At 70.8% G+C, this 21274-nt stretch carries 20 protein-coding genes; 13 read left to right on the top strand and 7 right to left on the bottom strand.

Going from position 1 to position 21274, the window contains the following annotated elements:
• Positions 1-50 precede the first annotated feature (50 nt).
• Entirely contained in the window at positions 51-1277 is a 1227-nt protein-coding gene (locus ACFXG1_RS02485; RefSeq protein WP_384715416.1) for a helix-turn-helix domain-containing protein, read from the bottom strand.
• A 270-nt stretch (positions 1278-1547) separates the two neighbouring features.
• On the opposite strand from ACFXG1_RS02485, the gene ACFXG1_RS02480 reads away from it, so the two are divergent.
• The 4 genes from ACFXG1_RS02480 (at position 1548) to ACFXG1_RS02465 (ending at position 4953) form a co-directional block, all read left to right on the top strand.
• Positions 1548-2081 (top strand): hypothetical protein, encoded by a 534-nt coding sequence (locus ACFXG1_RS02480; RefSeq protein ID WP_384740391.1) that lies wholly within the window; start codon positions 1548-1550, stop codon positions 2079-2081.
• 22 nt (positions 2082-2103) lie between these two features.
• Positions 2104-3009: a phosphotransferase family protein gene (locus tag ACFXG1_RS02475; RefSeq protein ID WP_384715410.1), complete on the top strand. Its 906-nt coding sequence runs from the start codon at positions 2104-2106 to the stop codon at positions 3007-3009.
• Between the two features lie 182 nt (positions 3010-3191).
• Complete coding sequence (locus ACFXG1_RS02470) at positions 3192-3989, top strand: protein kinase (RefSeq protein ID WP_384715407.1); 798 nt, start codon at positions 3192-3194, stop codon at positions 3987-3989.
• 478 nt (positions 3990-4467) lie between these two features.
• The gene (locus ACFXG1_RS02465; protein ID WP_384715404.1) at positions 4468-4953 is read left to right on the top strand and encodes a hypothetical protein; all 486 of its coding nucleotides are present in this window, start codon (positions 4468-4470) and stop codon (positions 4951-4953) included.
• A gap of 102 nt (positions 4954-5055) precedes the next feature.
• Here ACFXG1_RS02465 and ACFXG1_RS02460 read toward each other — a convergent pair whose 3' ends face one another.
• Entirely contained in the window at positions 5056-6198 is a 1143-nt protein-coding gene (locus ACFXG1_RS02460) for a helix-turn-helix transcriptional regulator (RefSeq protein WP_384715401.1), read from the bottom strand.
• Between the two features lie 6 nt (positions 6199-6204).
• Positions 6205-6633 (bottom strand): NUDIX domain-containing protein, encoded by a 429-nt coding sequence (locus tag ACFXG1_RS02455; protein WP_384715398.1) that lies wholly within the window; start codon positions 6631-6633, stop codon positions 6205-6207.
• 163 nt (positions 6634-6796) lie between these two features.
• On the opposite strand from ACFXG1_RS02455, the gene ACFXG1_RS02450 reads away from it, so the two are divergent.
• The 3 genes from ACFXG1_RS02450 to ACFXG1_RS02440 all read left to right on the top strand — a co-directional run bounded on the left by ACFXG1_RS02450 (position 6797) and on the right by ACFXG1_RS02440 (position 10027).
• Positions 6797-7714 carry a TauD/TfdA family dioxygenase gene (locus ACFXG1_RS02450; protein WP_384715395.1) on the top strand — a complete coding sequence of 306 codons (918 nt, stop codon included), beginning with the start codon at positions 6797-6799 and terminating at the stop codon, positions 7712-7714.
• 764 nt (positions 7715-8478) lie between these two features.
• Positions 8479-9120, top strand: coding sequence for an IclR family transcriptional regulator (locus ACFXG1_RS02445; RefSeq protein ID WP_384714903.1), 642 nt, complete (start codon positions 8479-8481; stop codon positions 9118-9120).
• Between the two features lie 112 nt (positions 9121-9232).
• Positions 9233-10027: a PDZ domain-containing protein gene (locus ACFXG1_RS02440; RefSeq protein ID WP_384714900.1), complete on the top strand. Its 795-nt coding sequence runs from the start codon at positions 9233-9235 to the stop codon at positions 10025-10027.
• Between the two features lie 255 nt (positions 10028-10282).
• Here ACFXG1_RS02440 and ACFXG1_RS02435 read toward each other — a convergent pair whose 3' ends face one another.
• Together ACFXG1_RS02435 and ACFXG1_RS02430 are read right to left on the bottom strand one after the other, a co-directional pair.
• Positions 10283-10990 carry an ArsR/SmtB family transcription factor gene (locus ACFXG1_RS02435; protein ID WP_384714894.1) on the bottom strand — a complete coding sequence of 236 codons (708 nt, stop codon included), beginning with the start codon at positions 10988-10990 and terminating at the stop codon, positions 10283-10285.
• 76 nt (positions 10991-11066) lie between these two features.
• Entirely contained in the window at positions 11067-11543 is a 477-nt protein-coding gene (locus ACFXG1_RS02430; RefSeq protein WP_384714891.1) for an Lrp/AsnC family transcriptional regulator, read from the bottom strand.
• A 121-nt stretch (positions 11544-11664) separates the two neighbouring features.
• Between ACFXG1_RS02430 and hppD the strand changes: the two genes are divergently transcribed.
• From hppD to ACFXG1_RS02405, 5 genes are all read left to right on the top strand, one after another.
• Positions 11665-12810: a 4-hydroxyphenylpyruvate dioxygenase gene (gene hppD, locus ACFXG1_RS02425; protein WP_384714888.1), complete on the top strand. Its 1146-nt coding sequence runs from the start codon at positions 11665-11667 to the stop codon at positions 12808-12810.
• Positions 12811-12900: 90 nt separating this feature from the next.
• A complete protein-coding gene (locus tag ACFXG1_RS02420) occupies positions 12901-13668 on the top strand; it encodes a response regulator transcription factor (protein WP_384714906.1) in 768 nt (255 codons plus the stop codon).
• Positions 13610-15742 carry a sensor histidine kinase gene (locus ACFXG1_RS02415; protein ID WP_384714885.1) on the top strand — a complete coding sequence of 711 codons (2133 nt, stop codon included), beginning with the start codon at positions 13610-13612 and terminating at the stop codon, positions 15740-15742. Before ACFXG1_RS02420 ends, ACFXG1_RS02415 begins: the two co-directional genes overlap by 59 nt.
• A 91-nt stretch (positions 15743-15833) precedes the next feature.
• On the top strand, positions 15834-16256 hold the full coding sequence (locus ACFXG1_RS02410) for a hypothetical protein (RefSeq protein ID WP_384740381.1): 423 nt from the start codon (positions 15834-15836) through the stop codon (positions 16254-16256).
• 160 nt (positions 16257-16416) lie between these two features.
• Positions 16417-17049, top strand: coding sequence for a class F sortase (locus tag ACFXG1_RS02405; protein ID WP_384740378.1), 633 nt, complete (start codon positions 16417-16419; stop codon positions 17047-17049).
• A gap of 31 nt (positions 17050-17080) precedes the next feature.
• Here ACFXG1_RS02405 and ACFXG1_RS02400 read toward each other — a convergent pair whose 3' ends face one another.
• Complete coding sequence (locus ACFXG1_RS02400) at positions 17081-18706, bottom strand: tetratricopeptide repeat protein (RefSeq protein WP_384709350.1); 1626 nt, start codon at positions 18704-18706, stop codon at positions 17081-17083.
• Between the two features lie 98 nt (positions 18707-18804).
• Here ACFXG1_RS02400 and ACFXG1_RS02395 point away from each other — a divergent pair, with 98 nt between their 5' ends.
• Positions 18805-20244, top strand: coding sequence for an FAD-binding oxidoreductase (locus tag ACFXG1_RS02395; protein ID WP_384709353.1), 1440 nt, complete (start codon positions 18805-18807; stop codon positions 20242-20244).
• Between the two features lie 100 nt (positions 20245-20344).
• Here the strand turns inward: ACFXG1_RS02395 and ACFXG1_RS02390 are convergent, their stop codons facing one another.
• Positions 20345-21226: an NAD(P)H-binding protein gene (locus ACFXG1_RS02390; RefSeq protein ID WP_384709356.1), complete on the bottom strand. Its 882-nt coding sequence runs from the start codon at positions 21224-21226 to the stop codon at positions 20345-20347.
• Positions 21227-21274: the final 48 nt, after the last annotated feature.

Below are 21274 nucleotides of genomic sequence, written 5' to 3'. Positions count from 1 at the left end.
CGTTGACAAGGAGTCAACGCCAGGATCCTTGACTTCGCAGAGGGCGCCCGCTACACGCCACTCCACTGTGCGAATGCCCGCAACCTGTCGGAAGCGCGTGGGCGGGACCGCAAAAGGACTCCCACCGTCGAACGAACCGTGGGGTGATACCGCGTCTGCTGTGGAGACACGGCCTTTGCCTTCTCCAGGGAATGCACGGCTTCGTCATGCCGCGCCGTCAATGCCTGAGACCTCGCGGTATCGATCCAGTAGACCCCTGCTCGTGCCGCCGGATAGCCGTCCGGTAGCCGTACGGATGTGCTCAACTCGACTGCCAGGCCGTGCTCGTCATGGTCACCGGCGGCCTCGATGGCATGTTGTTCCACGTTGGTCGGCCCGAATACGAACAGGTAGTGGTTGGTTTCGCCCGTCTCCCGGGCTACTCCCCGCGCCTCTTCGAGCCAGATTTCCAGCTCTGTCCTGTCTCCACGCAAGCCATGGAGTTGCAGGCCCTTGAGGATCAGTCCTCCGCGTACGGCCTGTGTCTCCTGGGTTCCGTCGGGGTCGAGATCTCGCAGGCCCTGTTGGACGAGTCGAAGTCCACGTTCCAACGCGGGGCCCTCTGCGAGGAGCATGACGCGCTTGACTCGTTCTGCGGCTACTTGGCGGGGGTCGCCCGACTGGGCTGCGGCGGCAGCCATCCGCGCCAGGGCGAGCCTCGCCAGGTCCATGTAGCCGAACTTGTAGGCAACACTGAAGGCTCCGAGCGCCGCCTCCGTCTGAAGCCAATAGGCGAGTTCCCGATCCGCTCCTGGTGCTTCCCGTAGGAGAGTCGCGTGCGCCAGTTCGCCGAGAAGGCCGGGCAGACGCCCGGCGAGTTCTCCGTACTCGGCGTTCGTCCGCAGAGCCTGTACCCTCCGGACTTCCTTCCCGAGTTGAGCCAGGGGCCGAGGGGCGGGATCGTCCGGTCCCGGGCAGATGTCCCAGTCGTCCAGCGCCACTCCCAACGGAGCTATGACGCGATCGAGCTGGTCCTTGCGGAGTTGCTCGATATACGGCTGCCCGTGCAACACCGTGACGCTGACGCTGAGCGCCCGGGCGACCGCTGAAACGATCTGCTCACTCGGTACCCGGCTTCCCCGTTCGATCCTGGACAACATCGAAGGCGATACATTCGCTCGTCGTCCGAGTTCGGAGAGGGAGTAGCCGCGTAACATCCGCAACTCGTGGATGCGGATCCCGACGTCCTTCGAGTCCTGTGCGGAACCGTACGACATCATGTTGCTCCGTTCTGACATACGACAGTCGGAAGCATGCCAGCTCGCCACCGTTGCTTACCCTGAACTTCCCCAGTCTTCGAGCCAACGATGTCCTCGCCCGGGGCCGCACGGTATGCGATCAGCGGCCCTGGTCAAGAACCCGGCAAAGAGATCAACGCCGGTTCACGAACGGGGCGCGATGACAACCTCCGTACAACCGCGCAACCCTTGTGCCCGCTCGCCTTGGGGCGCTGGGGCCGATAGCGGCGAAACGCGCACTCAAAGGCCGACGAGGCCAGGTCGAGGGGGGTGACACCGATACGGCTGTACGAATGGGATCGCCGCCGACTCCTGACATCGTCGGCGTACTCGATGGCCGCCGCCGTGCTTCCGCTCGCCCGTCTCAAGGAGATGGCCGACCGGACCGCAGCGGTTCGAACCGGACGCGGCGTTGGCATGCCGGAAGTCGCCGCCGTGCGTGACATGATCCACTTCTTCACGGAGATGGACGAACGCCATGGCGGACGCCACGGACGCAGCGCCCTCGTTCAGTACCTCTCCGACGACGTCGCCTCCTTCGTTCGAGGCAACTTCCGCAACGAGGAGGCTCGTCGGCAGATGCTGTCCGCCGCGAGCCGCGGCGGAGTCCATTCCACACGTACCGGCAAGGCGGTCACCCGTCTCCAGCGGGAACTTACCCCTTCCGCGCACGCGGTGTTCGTTGCGCGGCGGAACTCGACGAACGCGCGGTCGACGTCCTCAAAGGACAAACCTGACGGTGGTGTTGGCTGCCGCGAACCGGAGAGGATGACAGCTTCGCCGTTTCCGAGCGCTGACTGCTGATCTACTGCTTTAGTCCGGAGCCATGACGGAATCCCATCTTCCTGGTGGCTACACCAGTGACGAGGTCAATGCCCTGGTCGTGCAGGCATGCGACGAGTTCGACTTCGACGGCAGCGAGCCACACCTCCTGCGCGGCCACACCAATGCCGTGATCCGCCTCGGTGATGTCGTTCTCAAGATCGCCCGGAAGGGGACTGCGCCCCAGGCCGTTGAGCGCACCGCTACCCTCGTCTGCTGGCTCCAGGAGCTGGGATTCCCCACAGTGCCGCTCCGCCCCGGAATTCGGCAGCCTGTCCGGCTGCAACAAGGCGCCCTGGCGACCGTTTGGAACTACCTTCCCCAACCTGCCCGACCCGTCACCGCAGCGGACCTTGCCGCTCCTCTCGCGGATCTCCACCGATTGACCACCCCACCGATATCGATACGCCGACTCGACAACCTCAGCGCCATCCGGCGGTCTCTTGCGACTGCCCGCACGCTCTGCCCCGACGACCGCGCGTTCCTCACCAACTGGGCGGATGAACTCGAACAAGGTCTCGACCGGGTTACCTACGACCTGCCCCCGTGCCTTGTGCAAGGTGATCCCCAACACCGCAATGCCCTGCACGACACGGAACAAGGGCGGACCGTGCTGTGCGACTGGGACACCGTCGCCTTCGGTCAGCCCGAGTGGGATCTCGTCACGGTGGAGATCCACTGTCGCCGTTTCGGCTACGGCACCCGGCATTACGAGGGCTTCGCCGATGCCTACGGCTTGGACATCACTGTCTGGCCCGGCTACCCCGTTCTCCGGGACATCCGAGAGCTACGGATGATCGCTACCAACGCCCGGAAGTCCCACCACACCCCGGGTTCCCTCGCCGAGGTCCGCCGCCGCATCAAGGGGATCCGGGAGCAGGAAGACATGATGGAGTGGGACATCCTTTAGGACCGATCCTGGGCCGGGTTGGTCAGTCCTTGGAGTGGCGCAACCCTGGTCCGAGGATCCCGGGCCAGTCCGGGCCGTACGCTCCCGTCCCGGCCCGCCGCCCGGAACCGGACCGAACGGGCAACCCGGTTTGCCGGCGTCCAGTTGCGCTCCGAGGAACTCCTTCGCAAGGAAGCTGACGCATGAACGAACGCCTCCCCGACTCCGATTTCCTGGCCCTAGTGGAGCCCTTCACAGGCCCCGTCAAGGAGCTGAAGCCCACCGAGCGCGGATTCACATCCGATGTGCTGGCGCTCATTGACGGCGGCCTCGGGCGTTTCTTCGTGAAGGGAACCAGGAATCGGGAAGGGGGGCGCCGGGACTCGCTCGTCCGTGAGCGACTGATCAACGACTCCGTCCGGACGGTCTCCCCAAGCCTGCGCTGGTACACGGAGAACGACCGGTGGATGGCCTTGGGCTTTGAGCGGGTCGAGGGGAAGCCGAGTCGCTTCGAGCCCGGTTCCCCGGACCTGCTGGCCGTGCTGGACCTGCTCGGCCGGATCGGGGAGATCCCGTTGCCTGCCCTGGTCGTGGACTGGCCCGAAACGCGGTGGGACGCCTTCACAGCCGACACAGCGGAAGCTCAGCTGTTCCGGGGCGACAGCCTGATCCACGGCGACGTGGCGCCCGGGAACTTTCTGGTAGGCGCGGAAGGGAGTTGGGCGGTGGACTGGTCCTGGCCGACTCGGGGCGCTGCCTTCATCGACCCCTCATTCTTGGTGCTACAACTCATCGCCGCCGGCCACAGTCCGGAGGCCGCCGAGGACCTGGTGGCCCGGATCCCGGCCTGGGCGAAGGCGGACCGCCGGGGTATCGACGCGTTCGCCAGGGCCAACCTCAGGATGTTCCGGCACCGCGCGGAGAGGTTCCCCGAGCAGACGTGGTTGCGCGAAATGGAAGGGACCGCCCAGGCGTGGGTGGACCACCGATCCGCCGAGTAGCCGTGATGGCACCTGGAGCCCTGCGGATGTGGTGAACTTCAGGAGCAGCGGGTGCTTGCTACAGATCGCCCGCCGGGTACGTGGCGATCAGCTCGGCATACCGTTGCGGTTTCGGCGGTGTTGAGCCGTGAGCTACGCCCGGGCAGCGGCCAGCAAGCGTGTGCCAGTAACCCACTTTGGAGGAGCGCGCTACCGATGATCGCTATTCGCGTCACGAGCCTCGTCAGCGGACGCAGTCCCTCGTGCCAACTGAATGAAATGCCCGCTGACCGCTGAAAGAACCGCAGGTCAACAAGTGTCGTCCCCGCACACGCGGGGCTCATGGCCTGCTCGATCGGTCCCTGGTCGGCGGCGACTTCGGTGCGGCGACGAGGATGGCGTACGCGGAGTGGCGGCGGGGGGTCGGCTGCATTGGCGCCGCAGTTGAGGACATGCCCGGACTGGTGCCATCCCGGCGAGGGCCTGCCACCCTTGTGGCATGGATGAAGGGACCCAGCCCCCGGAGATCCCAGAGCTTCCCGGGAAAGTTGTAGCAGTGGAGCTGCCGCTGGAAGACGGGACTTCGGTCCAGGGCTTGGCGGTGGAGATTCCGACGGACGTGACGATCCGGGACGGCCGTCGTCTCACGCCGGGCGAACTGGTGGAGCAGCTCGGTTTCGTGAGTGTGGAGGGCGGGTTCGCGGCAGCGTCCGTCGCCGGGCGGGACTGGAGAGCAGTGTGTATGCGGTCCTGCGTCGAGGTTCGGTCCCCGGACGGGTTTCCCTTGATCCGAGTAAGGCTGGTGGGCGCGGGGGCGCTCACGTGGCCGGACTTGTTGGTCGCGCAAGGGGACCTGCTGGTCATTTCCGGTGCCGGGGTCACCTTGGATACGGCGACCGGCGACGTGTCCCTCGAAACCAGTCTCTTCCGGTGGCTCCGCATACCCGTGACCGACGAGCGGCAGGGGCCTGCTTGTTCTTCGTGATGCCACGCAGGATCTGAGAGATCCGGGGCTGGCCGATGCCCGGCACCCCCGCGCCCCCTCCCCGCCTTTGGTGGGGAAGGCGCGCTCCCTGGTGAAATGTGGTCAGGCGGCAAGCTCCCGCTTGAGGGACTCCAGGGCTGCTCCGGCAGTGTCGCGGCACTCGGGCTGTTGGGCTCCAGCAGCTCTCATGATCCGCTGGAGCTGATGAGGTAGCCGCTGGACCGTGGCTTCGCGCGTCGCGGCGGTGAGGCAATCAGCTGCCCCGCGCGGGTCGCCGCCGAGGAGCCGTACGCGGCCGACGGTGGTCAGCTCGATCACGCGCCATTGCGGCGCTACCGCCGTCGTGGGAGTCGGGCGGCCGTCGACCAGCAGTATCGCCTCCCGTGTCCGGCCGGTTGCCATGAGGCCGCGCATCCGGATCTCGTGGAGGGCGAAGGGGTTGAAGAGGCTGGTGTGGTCGACCGAGTTCAGCAGCCTGTGACATTCGTCGATGGTCCGGTCGAAGAGCCCGGCGGCTCCGAGGGCGCCTGCTGCTCTTGCCAGGAGAGGGAGGGCCGCGGCGCGGGCGGCCAGTGTCGGCGCGACGGTGGCGGCGCGGCGGAGGCGCTCGACGGCGGCCCCGGTGAGACCCGCCTTTCGGAGTTCGTTGCCGTGCATCCGCAGGACGTATGAGGACATGACCGGATCGTCGAAGTAGTCGGCGATGTGGGTGCTCTTCGCGGTCCAGTGGGCCGCTGTGCTGAGGCGTTCTTCGGGGAGGACGTTGCCGAGGGCGACGCCGAGACCGACCCGGGCGTGGGCGAGCAGACGTAAGACCTCGCGTTCGGTGTGGCCGTCGTCGACCCGGGCCTCAAGGCGGGCGACCACAGGCCACAGCTCCTCCACCGCCGCCGCGGCGTGCCCGGACTGGCGGGCGATCTCGGCAAGCCGGACGGTGGATTCCCCGAACCGGATCATGGCTCTGTGGTCGGTGTCCGACGTGTCGGTGACGCCCAGGACGTGTGGTGGTAGCCGTAGCTGTCGGCACAGCCGTCGGCGGGATCCCACGTCGTCGAGGGTTCGTTTGCCGATCTCCAGCGCCGAGACGTACGTCTTGTCGTATCCGAGCTGCCGGCCGAGACGGGTCTGCGTCAGGCCGTGCACCGACCGGTAGAAGCGGAGGATCTCCCCGAGATCACCCTTCGCCAGCAGCCTCTGGGCCCGTGGTGTCGCCCAGTGCCACGTCGCGTGGGTTCCTGCGCCCACCGGCGATCACCGCCTGACCCACGCCGCGACGGACTCCTTGTACTCCTGCGGCATGTTGAGGTGCGGGACCTCGTCCGGGGTGAAGAGTCCGATCTGCTTGTGCTCGTGGCTGAGGACAGGCTCCTGGTCAGGGGTCAGGACCGTGCAGCCGTAGGTCACGATGAGCACTCGGCGTCCGGGGACGGGCTCGTAGACCCAGACACCGCCCTCGATGAGGGGCCCGGCCTTGACCGTCCAGCCGGTCTCCTCCCGGAGCTCACGTTCGACCGTGCGCTCCGGGCTGTCGTCTCCGGGGTCGTCGTCCGAGGGGAGTTCCAGTCGCCCACCGGGCAGTTCCCACTCCTCCCGCTCGTTCTTCAGCAGCAGTACGCGCCCCTGACTGTCCAGGGCTACGGCCTTGATGGAGACGGGCCACAGGGAGGGTGTGTAAGGCATGAGGGTCCTCGATGTGCGCTGCGTGAGCGGATGCTCGGAACGTAGCACGCGGCCTTGATCGAAGGGGCAGTTGGTGAGTTTTGTCCGAGTCGACAATCCGTCGCTCGACGGGAGCCGGTACCGGGCCGAAGAGTGCTCCCACCAGCAGCCGACAGGAGCCGACATGTCTGTAGCGACAACACCTGTGTTCACTCCGCACGACGTGAAACATCCCTCGTCGATGCCCGCCGTCCTCGCGCAGCTGCGGACGCACGGGATGGTCCTCTTGGACGGGATGCCGACGCGATCGGACGTCCTTACCGCCGCCGGGCGCATCCTCGTTCCTTGGCCGCACCCGGACAGCGGCCCGGACGGCCTGACGGCCATCCAGCACGTCGTCCGCCACCACGGCCGCCCCGGCTACGCCGGATTCGGAACCGCTGCGCTCGACCCGCACTCCGAGCGGGCGCAGACAACGAAGCCTCCGCGGCTGATGCTCATGGCTTGCCAGAAGGCTGCGGACACCGGCGGGGAGTGTCTGCTGGCGGACGGCCGGGAGGTACTGGGCGCACTGTCGGCCGAGGCGGTGGAGCAGTTCTTCAGGCCGGGGTCGGTGTACTACGGCACGAGCAGCGGCCACGCCTCTCAGGTGTTCACCCGCCACCCCGGTGGACGCGTCAGCATCCGGCTGCGCTTCGACCGCCTGGCGCACTGGAGTCCGCCGACGGAGCCCCATCTGGACGACCTGCGTGCCGCGATCGCGGCGGCTCAGCACCGCGTAGCCCTTTCCGCCGGGCAGGCGTATCTCATCGACAACCATCGCTGGCTCCACGCCCGTACGGAGTTCTCCGGCGACCGGAGGTTCCTGCGGGCTCTCGGTGTGCCGCGGTTCGCCATGGCCGAAGGGTTCCCCGGCCTGCCCCCGGCGGAGCCGGAGCGGGCGGGGCTGCCGCGTGTGTGCGGGGGCGCGGTCTCCCCGGATCTGCCGCCCCGGGACCGCCCGGCGCCGGAGGGGCCGATCGTCACCGTGCCCCTGTCGCCGTTGGTGCAGGCGACGATCGACCGGATCCGTGCCGCGTCCCGGGCCGCCGCCCGTGGCTAGCACCGGACCACAGCAGTGCCGGCGCTGCACCGGGCCCGTCCCGGGGCGGACGGCCGCCGGATCGATGCGGCGTACGCGTCGGATTTAGGCCCCCGGCCGTGGGTGCTTGGGGCGCCTGCGGCCGGGACGAAACGGGGCCCTGGCCTGAGCCCCCGTCGCGGGCCGGGACCCAAGGGATCATCCCCGCACGCGCGGGGCCTACTCCGGGGCGGACGGCATGGACTCGATGAAGCAGGGACCATCCCCGCACGCGCGGGGCCTACCCGGTGCGCTCGGCGCGGCCGGTGGTGTCCTGGGGACCATCCCCGCCCGCGCGGGGCCTACCCTTCCCGACCTGGCCTCTTCCCGGCGGAATCCGGCATTCGCGATCGGTGGCGACGACTCCGCCACCACCGCGCCCAACCGCGCCAACCATCCGCCCCCACAACCCCGTTGAGCCCCGACGATACCGATCTTCAGCTCCGTACGAGCTGGGAACGCGGCCACCCGGCACAGGACGTGCCATCGCCGTGATCGGAAGCCGCAAACCACGGCCAACCGGGCGCGGGAACCCCTGCGGGGACCGGATTCTGGACGAGGGCTTCCGCTGAGCGGACCCGGTCGATACTGTCCCCGTCACCAAAACATGCGCCCCGTGGCAGTGAAGCCGCGGAGCCCATCCGGTGTGCCATGGCCTGCCGGCGGGCCTTCGGTGCGTCGCCGGCGGGACGGTGTCGCGTCAGCCGGGGGGTTTCGCCGTCACTCACTCCGAAGGAGAGGGCCTCGTGACCGCGGAGACCTCCCAGACGCTCGACCGGGGACTGCGTGTCCTCAAACTGCTCGCCGATACCGATCATGGGCTGACCGTCACCGAACTGTCCGCCCGGCTCGGTGTCAATCGCACCGTCGTGTACCGGCTGCTCGCCACGTTGGAGCAGCACGCTCTGGTCCGCCGGGATCTCGGAGGGCGGGCCCGGGTCGGGCTCGGGGTGTTGCGCCTGGGGCGGCAGGTGCATCCGTTGGTGCGGGAGGCCGCGATGCCCGCCCTGCGCGCGCTCGCCGAGGACATCGGGGCCACCGCCCACCTCACGCTCGTCGACGGCGCCGAGGCCCTCGCCGTGGCCGTCGTCGAGCCCACGTGGACCGACTATCACGTCGCCTACCGGGCGGGGTTCCGGCATCCGCTGGACCGGGGCGCCGCCGGGAAGGCGATCCTCACCGCCCGCCTGGGGTCCGGGGACGGTCCCGGCTACACCCTCACCCACGGCGAACTGGAGGCCGGTGCCAGCGGAGCCGCCGCGCCCCTCGTCGGGGTGACCGGGATAGAGGGGAGCGTGGGGGTGGTCATGCTCTCGGAGACCATCCCCGAACGGGTCGGGCCCCGGGTCGTCGACGCCGCCCGGGAAGTCGCCGACGCCCTGAGGTAGGGGAGAAGGGCACGTCACGAAGAGGTGCGGCGGCGGCCGCGCGCGACCGGGGGCGTACGGCGATGCCGGGCACGGGGCCCGGGACACCCCGTCGCCCGGATAGATTGACCGGGTGATCTCCAGCCTCGTCCGCACCCGTGCCCGCGCCGTCGCCCTCAGCGCCGTGCCCGTCGTCGCGCTGCTCGCCACGGCCGCTTTCGCCCCGCTGCCGTTCGTGATCGCGCAGCCGGGGTCGACCGCCGACGTCCTCGGTGAGCACAACGGCGATCCGGTGATCTCCATCGAGGGCGCCCCGGTCCGGAACACCTCCGGCGAGCTGCGGATGACGACCATCGTCGCGACCGGCCCGTCCACCGACATCGGCGTCGGCGAACTCGTCGACAGCTGGTTCCGTACCGACCGGACCGTGCTGCCCAAGGAAGCGGTCTACCCGTCCGGGAAGTCCGACAAGCAGATCGAGAAGATCAATCTGGAGGCCATGGAGGAGTCGCAGAACGACGCCACCAAGGCCGCCCTCCGCTTTCTCGGCGAGGACCCCGCCAAGGTGAAGGTCAGCCTCCGCCTGGAGGACATCGGCGGGCCCAGCGCCGGGCTGCTGTTCTCCCTCGGGATCGTCGACAAGCTCGACGGCGACGGCGCGGGCGGCGATCTCACCGGCGGCCGTACCGTCGCCGGGACGGGGACCATCAGCCCCGACGGCACGGTCGGCCCGGTCGGCGGCGTATCGCTCAAGACCCAGGCCGCCGAGCGCGACGGCGCGAGCGTCTTCCTCGTACCCGAGGACGAGTGCTCGGACGCCGTCGCCGAACAGCCGAAGGGACTGCGGCTGATCCCCGTCGCGACCCTCAAGGGCGCGGTCGACGCCCTGCGCGCCCTGGAGAAGGGCGAGAAGGTTCCCGCCTGCTGACCCGTTCCGGGCAGGCCGCCTTCGGCGTTGTCGTACGACGCGGGAGGCGCGCCGTCCCGGGGCACTGTTCCGTCTCCTCCGGGCGGATCAGCTGAAGGCCGAGATGGACCAGCGCCCAGCCCGCGCGTACCCGCAGCGCCGCCGGCGGTCCGGCCGCCCTGACCCGGGCCGCCAGGGACGCCGCGTCGGCGCTGCGGCGCAGCCGCTCCGACCGTTCGGCGTGCAGGCGGAGCCGGATCTCCGGATTGAGGTCGCTCATCGTTCCTCCCCGTCGGGTGTGGTGGCCGCCGCCCCGGGCCCCGCGGCGGACGTCCGGGGGAGCAGATGCAGATGCATGCGTACGGACTCCTCACCGGGCACCGGCTCCCCGGCCGCGGCGGTATCGGTGTCGGCGTAGCTCTCGATCAGTTCATGGACCCGGTCGCGCAGCTCACGGGCGCGCTCCGGGGTCAGCCGAAGGGTGAAGTCGCTCAGATCCGATACGCGCCGCCAGGCCTCGGGCCACTCGTGCGCCGTACCGAGCCAGGTCGCGACCTCCTCGCCGTGCATCCGGCCGATCTCGTGGATGAAGAGGTCCGCCGCGCCCCTGACCGCCGGGTCGGGGTCGGTGAACAGGGAGTGGTCGATGGACGTCCCGCCCTCCGCCGCCTGCCACCACCGCTCCCGGCCCTTGCCGCGCGACGGGTCGTCCGTGACGAAGCCGTGCGCGGCGAGCTGCCGCAGGTGGTAGCTGGTCGCCCCGCTGGACTCGCCGAGCCGCTCGGCCAGCCGGGACGCGGTGGCCGGGCCGTCGTGTCGCAGGCTCGCCAGCAGGCGGATCCGGAGCGGGTGGGCGAGCCCGCGCAGCGACCGGGGGTCGAGGGGGCGGTAGCCCGGGGGGATGGCCGGATACGGGATGTCGGAGGGGGAGGCCCCGGAGGTGGTGGCAGGGGGGTCGGCTGTCTCGTGCTGCGCGTCGGACATGCTTGCAAAGGTAGCTTTGCAAGCATGTTTGTGCAACGGGTTGTTTGCAACTATCGGAGACCCCGCCGGGAGGCCGTCAGATCTCGCCGTCCGCCGCCGCCTGCTCCACCAGCGGGATGATCCGCAGCGGCACCGGGTTCTCCATCACGATCGCCGTCGACGCCCGGACGATCCCCGCGAAGCCCACCACCCGGTCGATCACCCGCTGGAGGTCCGCGTTCGACCGGGCCACCAAGCGGCAGAGCATGTCCCCCTCGCCCGTCGTCGTATGCAGCTCCAGCACCTCAGGGACCGACGCCAGATGCGCCCGTACGTCCGGTCCCTGACCCTGCTTGATCTCCAGCGTCGCGAACGCCGACACCGGATAGCCGAGCGCCGCCGGGTCCACGTCCGGGCCGAAGCCCCGGATCACCCCGTTCGTCCGCAGCCGGTCCAGCCGTGCCTGGACGGTGCCGCGCGCCACCCCCAGCCGGCGGGACGCCTCCAGTACCCCGATCCGCGGTTCCCGGGCCAGGAGCACGATGAGCCGACCGTCCAGATGATCGATCGCCATGAGGTCTCCCCGATGGTCATCCTGTACAGAAAGTGTCCCCATGGTGGACCCGGGGTGGGCAGATTGCCCAGGGGAATGACGAACTATTGCGCACCTTGTGGAACGGGTGGAGTCTGCGACTATGACTGAGACCATCGATCACCACCCCACCACCGCGCGCGAGGCCGACCCCTTCCCGGTGAAGGGAATGGACGCGGTCGTGTTCGCCGTCGGCAACGCCAAGCAGGCCGCGCACTACTACTCCACCGCCTTCGGCATGAAGCTGGTCGCCTACTCCGGACCGGAGAACGGCAGCCGCGAGAGCGCGAGTTACGTCCTGGAGAACGGCTCGGCCCGCTTTGTGTTCATCTCCGTCATCAAGCGGTCCACCGAGTGGGGCGGCTTCCTCGCCGACCATGTCGCGGCCCACGGCGACGGCGTCGTCGACCTCGCCATCGAGGTGCCCGACGCCCGGGCCGCGTACGCCTACGCCGTCGAGCACGGCGCCACCGGCCTGACCGAGCCGTACGAGGTGAAGGACGAGCACGGCACCGTCGTACTCGCCGCGATCGCCACCTACGGCAGCACCCGGCACACCCTGGTCGAGCGGTCCGGTTACGACGGCCCCTATCTGCCCGGCTTCGCCGCCGCCGACCCGGTCGTGGCGCCCCCGGCCCGCCGGACCTTCCAGGCGATCGACCACTGCGTCGGCAATGTGGAACTCGGCCGGATGAACGAGTGGGTCGGCTTCTACAACAAGGTCATGGGCTTCACCAATATGAAGGAGTTCGTGGGCGACGACATCGCCACCGAGTACTCCGCCCTGATGTCGAAGGTCGTCGCCGACGGCACCCTCAAGGTCAAGTTCCCGATCAACGAGCCCGCGATCGCCAAGAAGAAGTCCCAGATCGACGAGTATCTGGAGTTCTACGGCGGCGCCGGTGTCCAGCACATCGCGCTCGCCACCAACGACATCGTCGCGACGGTACGGGCCATGCGCGCGGGCGGCGTCCAGTTCCTCGACACCCCCGACTCGTACTACGACACCCTCGGCGAGTGGGCCGGAGAGACCCGCGTCCCCGTCGAGACCCTGCGGGAGCTGAAGATCCTCGTCGACCGCGACGAGGACGGCTATCTGCTCCAGATCTTCACCAAGCCGGTCCAGGACCGGCCGACGGTCTTCTTCGAGATGATCGAGCGCCACGGCTCGATGGGCTTCGGGAAGGGCAACTTCAAGGCGCTGTTCGAGGCCATCGAGCGCGAGCAGGAGAAGCGCGGCAACCTCTGACACAGGGTGCGGTACGGGCCACCGGTTCCGTACCGCCCCCGCGTTCGATCTCCGCCTCTGCATACGATCGTCGGCGTGTGCGCATATGTGATGATCGCCGAGGACGACGAGAAGCAGGCCGAACTGGTCCGCCGCTACCTTCTGCGGGAAGGCCACAGCGTCACGCTCGTGGACGACGGGCGCGCGGCCGTCGAGGCCGTCCGCCACCGGCCACCGGATCTGCTGGTCCTCGATGTGATGATGCCGAGGATCGACGGCCTCGACGTGCTGCGGATCCTGCGGGCCGAGTCGTACGAGCTGCCCGTCCTGATGCTCACCGCCCGCTCCACCGAGGACGATCTGCTGCTCGGGCTCGACCTCGGCGCCGACGACTACATGACCAAGCCCTACAGCCCCCGGGAGCTGATGGCCCGGGTCCGTACCCTGCTGCGGCGGGCCGGGGGGACGGCCCGGCCCGCGGCCGTCGCCCCGGCCGTCGACGAGAACCTGCTGACCGTCGGGGCGCTGGTCGTGGACCCGGAGCGGCACGAGGTCACCGTCGACGGCGGCCGGATCGAGTGCACGCCCGGAGAGTTCCGGATCCTGGCCGCGATGGCGGCGGAGCCCGGCCGGGTCTTCACCCGCCAGCGGCTCCTGCAGGAACTCCACGGCTACACCCGCTACATCGGCGACCGGACCGTGGACGTCCATGTCATGAATCTGCGGAAGAAGGTCGAGCCGGCGCCGAAGAAGCCGCAGCGGCTGGTGACGGTCTTCGGCGTCGGCTACAAGCTGGTGGACCCGGAGCCCGCCCGAAGCGATGCAGGACAAAGCGGTACCGCGCAAGGTCGTACGGGACGCGGCGGCCGTGCCTCGTAAGGCGCGGGCCGCGCGCGACGCCGGACGGCTGCCGTTGCGCAAGAGCCTGCTGTGGCGACTGCTGACCGTCTCCGCTCTTGTCGCCGTCTGCTCCGTCGCCGCCACCGCCTGGCTCGCCGCCCAGACCACATCCGGGGCCATCAAACGCGAACAGGGCCGCAACCTGGCCGACGACGCCCGGATCTACCGCGACCTCCTCGGCCACGCCGCCACCAACGCCCAGTGGGACGGTGTCGAACGGCAGGTCGCCGAGCTGTCGAAGACGTACGACCGGCGGATCGCGCTCGTCAACCCCCGGACCGGGCTCGTCATCGCCGACTCGGCGACCGAACGGCCGCCGCCCGAGCTGCCCGAGATCCCCTCCGCCGTCATCAACCCCCTCAATACCGATATCGCCCTCGTCCAGGCCGCCGACCGGGAGGGCCAGAACTCCGGCACCCGCAGCCCGATCAGTACCGGCGGCGGCGGACAGGGCGGTATCGACCCGCGCGCCGTCGGACCCTTCCGGCTGACGGCGGCCGAACGCGAACGCTCCCGTAAGGCCACCGACTCGATCGTGTCCTGTCTGCGGGACTTCGACATCACCGCCGAGCGCCTCACCACCCCCGCCGGACGCTCCTACGTCGGCGCGGCGGATCTGACGACCTCCATCGACTACGGCACCGACGTCAACGGCCGGGGGCTGTGCGGTCTGGGGCGGGCGGCGCCGCTGTCGGCCACCGAGCGCACGGCGATCACCGAGCTGAACAAGCTCTCCGACGCCTGCCTCCGCCGCAACGACCGCGATCCGATCCCGCTCCGGCTCGAACACGGCGTGGAGGGGGAGCCCCGGATCGTCGTCGGTGACGCCGCGCAGAAGGAGCCGCCGTCCATGGTCATGCTCGACGAGCCCCGCAAGCGGGCCGCCGAGGCGGCGGGGGAGAAGCCCCGGATCGAGATCGTCCAGGGGGGCGTCCGCACCCCGCACAAGGTGGACAGCATCGTCGAGAACTGCGTCGACGCCGCCCGCCGCGACCAGCTCGGCTCCTACGTATCCGCGCCCGCACAGCTCTACATCGGCGACCACGACGGCGGCGCCACCGTCCCCGGCTTCGACCTCTCCCCGGACAACACCGCCCGGATCGCGGGCGTCGCGGCCCTCGTCCTCGCCCTGACCGTGGGCGCCTCGGTGCTGGCCGCGACCCGGCTGGTCAGGCCGTTGCGGGCGCTCACATCCGCCGCCCAGCTGATGAAGAGCGGCGAGAGCGCGGCGCCCGTACCCGTACCCGTCAGGTCCGACAACGAGATCGGCCGGCTGGCCGCCGCGTTCAACGACATGGCGGCCCACCGCGCCCGGCTGGAGAACCAGCGGCGGGAGATGGTCGGCGACGTCGCCCATGAACTGCGTACACCGCTGAGTACGATCCGGGGCTGGCTGGAGGGCGCGCAGGACGGGATCGCCGAGCCCGACGCCGCGTTCGTCTCCCTGCTGCTCGAAGAGGCCGTCCAGCTCCAGCACATCATCGACGACCTCCAGGACCTGGCCCAGGCGGACGCCGGTGAGCTGCGGCTCGGGCCCGAGCCCGTACGGGCCGGGGACCTGCTCGCCCAGGTCGCCGCCGCGCACACACCCCGGGCCGAAACGGCGGGCGTCCGGCTGACGGTCGCCGTCCCCGACCCGGTGGAGGAGGAGTTGCCGGAGCTGGCGGCGGATCCCGTACGGCTCCGGCAGGCCGTGGGGAACCTGGTCTCCAACGCCGTACGCCACACCCCGCGCGGCGGCTCCGTCACCCTGCGGGCGGCGCCGGACGGGCCCGAGGCGCTGACGATCGAGGTCGCGGACACCGGCGCCGGGATCGCCGCCGAAGACCTGCCGTACGTCTTCGACCGCTTCTGGCGGGCCGACAAGTCGCGCAACCGGCGGACCGGCGGCAGCGGTCTCGGTCTGGCGATCGTCCGCAGACTCGCGGAGGCGCACGGCGGCTCGGTATCGGCGCGCAGCACACCCGGGAAGGGCTCCGTCTTCACCCTCCGGCTGCCCGTCGCCCCCGCCGGCGACGGCACCCGTCCGTTACAGGATCGCCGGGAAGGCTGACAGCGGGGCGACGAGAGTCTGACAAGTTCCTCATACGCGTTGGTGAGCCTGGGGCCGTACCGATCCAGCCTTCCGAAACGGAGCCCACCGTATGACCGCTTACTCCTCTCGCCGCGCCCTTCGGGCCTTCGCCGTCACCGCCGCCGCCCTCGGGGCCGTGCTCGCCGGCGGCACGGCCGCCGTCGCCGACAGCAACCCGACGCCGAAGGTGGAGGTCGTCAAGGCCGGCGAGGCCGGCGACTGCCGCGTCACGCCCACCGCCAAGGACAAGTCCGCGGACAAGGTCGTCGAGCTCTGCCTCAAGCAGAAGGTCACCGACCGCAAGGACGCCGTGAGCCTCGACCCGGCCGTGACCCCGCGCGGCGGCGTCGCCGCCGGTGAGCAGCCCGTCGCCGAGCAGGGCGGCACCAACTCCACCGCCCTGGTCGCGGGCTCCGCGATCGGCGCCCTCGGCCTCGCCGCCGCGGGCACCGTCGTGCTGCGCCGCCGCGCCGCGCACGGCGACGCGCGCTGATCCGACCCCCATCGGACTCCGGTCACCGGTCACCGGTCACCGGTTACCGGTTACCGGTCACCGGTCACCCGCGGCGGTTCCCCGTCACCGCCGCGGGTTCCCGCGCCGTAACCCCGTATCGCCGTATCGCCGTATCGAAGAACACCCAGGAGGTCATCCGATGCGCCGTCAGCGCGCGCTCGTCCGGCTCGCCGTCGGCGTGGTCTGCGCCCTCGCCCTGACGAGCTGTTCATCCGGCTCGTCCGGCTCGTCCGGTTCAACCGCTTCGACCGCGTCAACCGATACGCGTACCACCACACCTGCCGGGAAGCCCGCCGACGGGAAGCCGGCCGGGGGGAAGAAGCCCGCGTCCGCCGCCGACCCCGTCCGGGTGTCCATTCCCGCCATCGGGGTCGACAGCGCCCTGATGCCCCTCGGGCTCAACGCCGACAGGACCGTGGAGGTGCCGCCCCCGGACAAGGGCATGACGGCGGGCTGGTACACCGGCGGCGCGATCCCGGGGCAGAAGGGGGCCGCCGTCGTCATCGGGCACAACGAGACCCGCAACGGGCCAGGCGTCTTCTGGAACCTCAAGAAGCTGACCAAGGGCTCGAAGATCACGATCCGCGACGAGCGCGGCGGGACCCGGGTCTTCACGGTCACCGGCACCGAGACCGTGAAGAAGAACGCCTTCCCCACCCAGCGCGTGTACGGCCCCACCAACGGTCCGGAGCTGCGCCTCGTCACCTGCGACGGGGCGTACGACGACCAGGGCCACACCGTGGACAACCTGATCGTCTACGCCAAGCCCTGACCGGCCCCGGCCCCGCCCCCGGCCCCACTCGTCAACGGGTACCGCCCGTACCCGTACCCGCGCCCGTACCCGTTGACGGGCCCGCCGTCCCGAGCCACCGCCGCTGCCCCGCCGGCGTGCCCGTCGAACCGGATGCCCCGAGCCCCTCCCGGCCCGTCATCTTCCGCGGGCCGCCGGGCGGGGGATCGCCCAGGGTCGCCAGCGACGCGCGGGCCTCGGGGGCCAGCAGGGGCGAGAACTCCGGATTGGTGCGTAGCGCCTCGCCGATATGGCGGCGGGCCGCCCCGTACATTCCGAGCGACCGCTCGATCTCACCGCGGTGGTACGCCGCCCACGCGCTGCGCGGGCCCTCCTTCGTGGCCCGGACCGCGTACGGCAGACCCTCCTTCGCCCGGCCCGCCTTGAACAGGGCCCAGGCCAGGGCGTCCGCCGCCCGGGGGCTGCGCAGCCCCCGGTCCCACTCCGCCTTCAGCCGCCGCGCCGCCTCCGCCGCGTCGCCCGTGTCCCCGTGGTCGGACTCGTAGCGGGCCAGCGCCAGGCCCTCGTTCACACCGTGCGCCGCGGCCCGGTCCGCCAGGACCCGCACCCGTTCGTAGGCCGCGTCGGCGTCGGCGTCCCGGCCCAGGGACTCGTACAGCTCGCCCGCCTCCAGCGCGTACAGCGGCAGCGGCGTCCTCGCCAGTACCGCGGTCCAGTCGCGTACGGCGTCGTCGGTACGGCCCAGGGCGGTCAGCGCCCGCGCCCGCCCCGCGAGCGCCCTGTGCAGCTCGGGCACCAGCCGCAGCGCCGCGTCGAAGCTGGTCACCGCGTCGGCGGGCTCGCCACGCTCCCACGACAGTTCGCCCAGCCACCACAGCGCCACCGCCTTCTCGGCGGTACCGTTCGCCGCCCCCACCGCGTCGTGGGCGGTCGCCGCCGCGTCCTCGCGCCAGCCCAGGTCGCGGTAGACCCGGGCCGCCAGACTCCGCGCCTGGGCGCCGTCGTACAGGCTCTGGACCGAGCCCAGGGCCTTCTCCACCTTCTTCTTGTCGCCGAGTCCGCCGTACGCGTCCACCAGCGCCCGGTGCACCGTCCAGCGGCGCGGCTTCTGCTTGCGGGCCAGCGTCGCGTAGTCCCGGGCGGCCGTGAAGTCGCCGCGGGCGTTGGCCAGCTGGGCGAGACCGAGCAGGGCCTCCGTATTGCCGCGTTCCCCCGGCAGTACGGTGAGGGACCGTTTCAGCGCCCGCTCCGCCTTGCCGTACGCCGACCAGTCACCGCGCCGCGCGCCCCGCTCGACGTACGCCGCCCCGAGCACCGCCCACGACTCCTCGTCACGCGGATGGGTCCGCAGCCACGCCTCCCGGTCGGCGATCAGCGCGTTCAGCTCGGCCGGGGTCGCGGGGGCGCCCGCCTGCGCCGCCGTCTGCGCCCGGGCCAGCGGCCCCGGCAGCGGCGGCGGCCCCTCCGGCGCGGAAGGGACGGCGAGCACCACACCCGTGAGCAGGGTCGCGGCGACCAGCGCGCCGACGGCGGCGTTCTTCGCGGCCTCGCCCTTCGGCCGGCGGACCGAGAGCAGCCCCCGCGTATCGGCCTCGTCGTTCCTGTCGTGGTCCGGGTCGCCCGTTCCGCCGAATCCGTCGAATCCGCCGGGCCCGTCCGCTCCGCTCACAGTGCTCATACCGCCCATGCTGCGTCGGAGGTCCCTCCGGTACGACGATCCTCCTGGGCGAGCGGGCACGGGTTCACACCGATGGCGGTCGGTGCGAGGCTGGAACCATGGATCACGACGACGTTGTCACCGTGCCGGGCGGAGCCCCCGACCGGGCCGCCGGGCCCTTCGGCGGTTCGCGCGACGAACTCCTCGACCGGCTCGCCGCGGGACTGCCCCCCGAGGCGCTGCTCACCGACCCGGACGTCACCGTCTCCTACGGACGCGACATGGCGAGCTTCTGCGACGCGGGCACCCCCGCCGTCGTCGTCCTGCCGCGCACGGTCGAACAGGTCCAGCACGTGATGCGGACGGCGACCGCCCTGCGCGTCCCCGTCGTCCCGCAGGGTGCCCGTACCGGGCTCTCCGGCGCCGCCAACGCCGCCGACGGCTGGATCGTGCTCTCCCTCACCAAGATGGACCGCGTCCTGGAGATCAGCCCGGTCGACCGGATCGCCGTCGTCGAACCCGGTGTGGTCAACGCGGCGCTCGCGCGCGCCGTCGCCGAGCACGGGCTCACCTATCCGCCCGACCCCTCCAGCTGGGAGACGTGCACGATCGGCGGGAACATCGGCACCGCGTCCGGCGGACTGTGCTGCGTCAAGTACGGGGTGACCGCCGAGTACGTCCTCGGCCTCGACGTCGTCCTCGCCGACGGCCGGCTGCTGACCACCGGCCGCAGAACCGCGAAGGGCGTGGCCGGATACGACCTGACCCGGCTCTTCGTCGGCTCCGAGGGCAGTCTGGGCATCGTGGTGAAGGCGGTGCTCGCGCTGCGGCCGAAGCCGCCGGAGCAGCTGGTTCTGGCCGCCGAGTTCCCCAGCGCCGCGGCCGCCTGCGAAGCCGTCTGCGCCATCATGGCGAGCGGCCACACCCCGTCCCTGCTGGAGCTGATGGACCGGACCACGATCCGCGCCGTCAACACCCTGGGCAACATGGGCCTCCCCGAGACCACCGAGGCGCTGCTGCTGGCCGCCTTCGACACCCCGGACCCGGCGGCCGACCTGGCCGCGGTCGGTGAACTGTGCGCCGCCGCCGGCGCGACCGAGATCGTGCCCGCCGACAACCCCGCCGAGTCGCGACTCCTCCTCCAGGCGCGCCGGACGGCCCTGCCCGCCCTGGAGTCCCTGAAGCCCGCCACGATGATCGACGACGTCTGCGTCCCCCGGTCCCGGCTCGGCGAGATGATCGACGGCACGGCGGCGATCGCCGAAAAGTTCGGTCTGACGATCGGGGTCTGCGCCCACGCGGGCGACGGCAACACCCACCCCGTCGTCTGCTTCGACCACCACGACCCGGACGAGACCCGGCGTGCCCGGGAGTCCTTCGACGCGATCATGGCCCTCGGTCTTGAACTGGGCGGCACGATCACCGGGGAGCACGGGGTCGGGGTCCTGAAGAAGGAGTGGCTGGCCCGGGAGTTGGGGCCGGTGGGGGTGGAGTTGCAGCGGGGCATCAAGCGGACGTTCGACCCGCTGGGGATCCTGAACCCGGGCAAGTTGTTCTGACGGGGGTGCGGGGGCGCGGGGTGTGGGGGTGTGGGGCGCGGGGGCGCGGGGGTCCGTGCCCCCGCGCCCCGGGACCCGGGGTGCGGGGCCCTGTGAGGTCTCAGTCCCAGGCCCCCGCCTTCGCCGCGTCCGTCACGAAGGCGGTGAAGTCACGGGGCGCCCGGCCCAGCGCCTCCCGTACGCCGTCGGAGAGATGGGCGTCCATGTTCCGCCGCAGCGGTGAGAGCGAGTCGTCGTACCACCGGGCGTCCTCCTCGCCCCACCCGTCGGCGACCAGCCCCGCCCGGAACTCCGCCGGATCCACGGGTGTGTAGCGCACCGGGCGCCCCGAGGCGGTGGTGATCTCCGCCGCCGCCTCGGCGAACGTCAGGGCGCGCGGCCCGGAGAGTTCGTACGTCCGGCCGGTGTGCCCGTCCCCGGTCAGCGCCGCCACCACCACATCCGCGATGTCCTCCGCGTCCACGAAGGGCGTCGCGCCGTCCCCGGCGGACAGCCGCAGCTCACCGGAGCGGACCGCGTCCAGGAAGAAACCCTCACTGAAGTTCTGCGCGAACCAGGTCGGCCGGACCACCGTCCATTCCAGTCCGGTCTCCCGGATCGCCGCGTCCCCGTCGATATGGGTCACGCCTGAAGGATTTCCGTCACCCATGTACTCCGGTACGTCCACCCCGCGCCCCGACAGGAGAACGGCCCGCACCACGCCCGCCTCCTCGGCGCGGGCGAGGAACGGCCTGGTCAGCCGCTCGCCATCGGCCGGTACGACATACACCGTGTCGATCCCGGCCAGTACCGGGCCCCAGGTGGTGTCGTCCGCCCAGTCGAACGCGGGCCCGCCGGAACGGGAGCCGATCCGGACGGTGTGACCGAGGGCCCCGAGCCGGGCGGCGACCCGGCGCCCGGTGGTACCGGTCCCGCCGAGGACCAGGATGTGCCGGGCGGCCTGATTCCCCTGTGCCGTCTGCTGTGTCGTCTGCTGTGTCATGGCCCCAGCCAATCGCCGATCGGCTGGACGATCCATCGCTCACACTCT

Source organism: Streptomyces sp. NPDC059248, from assembly GCF_042753905.1.
Lineage (GTDB): Bacteria > Actinomycetota > Actinomycetes > Streptomycetales > Streptomycetaceae > Streptomyces.
The sequence above is the reverse complement of the archived record's forward strand: the minus strand, read 5'-3'. Positions and strand labels throughout refer to the sequence as shown.